This is a genomic window from Streptomyces sp. NPDC089424 (genome assembly GCF_044749345.1).
Classification (GTDB): Bacteria; Actinomycetota; Actinomycetes; order Streptomycetales; family Streptomycetaceae; genus Streptomyces.
Window position 1 is genome coordinate 1 of sequence record NZ_JBIVHU010000017.1, and the last position, 2,155, is coordinate 2,155.

Annotated in this window: 1 protein-coding gene; it reads left to right on the plus strand. The window is 73.4% G+C overall.

Translation table 11 applies throughout. The annotated features are described in order from the left end of the window. Nucleotides 1–2,155: type I polyketide synthase (locus tag ACIP2X_RS38515; protein WP_401683313.1), on the plus strand; the 2,155-nt coding region annotated here is incomplete at both ends.

Consider the following 2,155-nt stretch of genomic DNA (forward strand, 5'->3'; position numbering starts at 1 on the left):
TCACGGGCACGCTGCGCCGGGGCGACGACACCTGGCAGCGTGTGCTGACCTCGCTGGCCACCGCGCACGCCCAGGCCGCGGCCCCGGTCGACTGGACGGCCTTCTTCCCGGACGGCCCGCCCGCCCACCGCGACCTGCCCACCTACCCCTTCCAACGACAACGCCACTGGATCGACCTGACGACGGACGGCCCTGCCGACGACACCTCCGACCTGCCCGCCGACCCGGGCACCGACCGGACCGAGGACACCGCTCCCGCCGGGGCCGCCCCCTCGTCGCCGCTCCTGGACCGTCTGACGACGGCGTCCCCCGCCCAGCAGGAACAGATCCTCACCGACCGGATCCGTGCCGAGGTCGCGGCGATCACCGGACGGGTCACCTCGGAGACGGTGGACAGCGACCGCACGTTCAAGGACTTCGGCTTCGACTCCTTCGCCTCCGTCGAACTGCGCAACCGCCTCAGCGCCCTCACGGGCCTCAAGCTCCCCTCGACACTCCTCTTCAACCACCCGACGCCCACAGCCGTCGCCCGCCACCTGCGGACCGAACTGCTGGGCACCGAGGAGTCCGGCGGCACCACCCCCGCCTCCCCGCTTCTGGCCGCCGCGGACGAACCGATCGCGATCGTGGGCATGGCCTGCCGCTATCCGGGAGACGTCCGCACCCCCGAGGACCTGTGGCACCTCGTCAGCGAAGGCGTCGACGCCATCACCGACTTCCCCGCCGACCGCGGCTGGGACACAGACCGGCTCCTCGACCCCGACCTCGAGCGCCCCGGCACCTCCTACGTCGCCCAGGGCGGATTCCTCTCCGACGCGGCAGCGTTCGACCCCGCGTTCTTCGGGATCAGCCCGCGCGAGGCCACCGCGATGGACCCGCAGCAGCGCCTGCTCCTGGAGACCTCGTGGGAGGCGATCGAACGGGCGGGCATCGACCCGGCCGCACTGCGCGGCAGCCAGACCGGCGTCTTCGTCGGCGCCATGACCCAGGAGTACGGCCCCCACCTGCACGACGGCGCCGCCGGCTTCGACGGATACCTGCTGACCGGCAACACCGCGAGCGTCGCCTCGGGCCGCATCTCGTACACCCTCGGCCTGCACGGCCCGGCCGTGACGGTGGACACCGCGTGCTCGTCCTCACTGGTCTCGATGCACATGGCGGCCCAGGCGCTGCGCAACGCCGAGTGCGATCTCGCGCTGGCCGGCGGCGTCGCCGTCATGGCCGGTCCGGGCATGTTCGTGGAGTTCAGCCGGCAGCGCGGGCTGGCGGCGGACGGGCGGTGCAAGGCGTTCGCCGAGGCGGCCGACGGCACGGCCTGGGCTGAGGGCGTGGGCCTGCTGCTGCTGGAACGGCTCTCCGACGCGCAAAAGAACGGCCACCGGGTGCTGGCACTCGTCCGCGGGTCCGCGATCAACCAGGACGGCGAGAGCAACGGGCTGACCGCCCCCAACGGGCCGTCACAGGAACGCGTCATCCGCCAGGCCCTGGCCGGCGCGGGCCTGTCGGCGCAGGACGTCGACGCCGTCGAGGCGCACGGCACCGGCACCGCCCTCGGCGACCCGATCGAGGCCCAGGCGATCCTCGCCACGTACGGCCAGGACCGGCCCGAGGACCAGCCGCTCTGGCTGGGCTCGCTGAAGTCCAACATCGGCCACTCGCAGGCCGCGGCGGGCGTGGGCGGCGTCATCAAGATGGTCATGGCCATGCGCCAGGGCCTGCTGCCGAAGACCCTGCACGTGGACCGGCCGTCCTCACACGTGGACTGGACCGAGGGCGCGGTGGAACTCGTCACCGAGAACCGGGCCTGGCCCGAGACCGGCCACCCGCGCCGTGCGGGTGTCTCCTCGTTCGGCATCAGCGGCACCAACGCCCACCTCATCGTCGAGCAGGCCCCGCAGGACAAGAGCACCGCCGACGCGGTGCCGGGGCCGAGGGTGGTGACGGACGGGACGGTGCCCTGGCCGCTGTCGGCGAAGTCGCCGGCGGCGCTGGGGGAGCAGGCGGCCCGGCTGCTTGAGCACCTCGACCGCCACCCCGGACTGCCGCCCGCGGAGGTGGGGCATGCGCTGGCGGTTGCCCGGTCGGTGTTCGACCACCGGGCGGTGGTGGTGGGCCGTGAACCGGCCGATTTCCGGGGCGCTTTGACGGCGCTTGC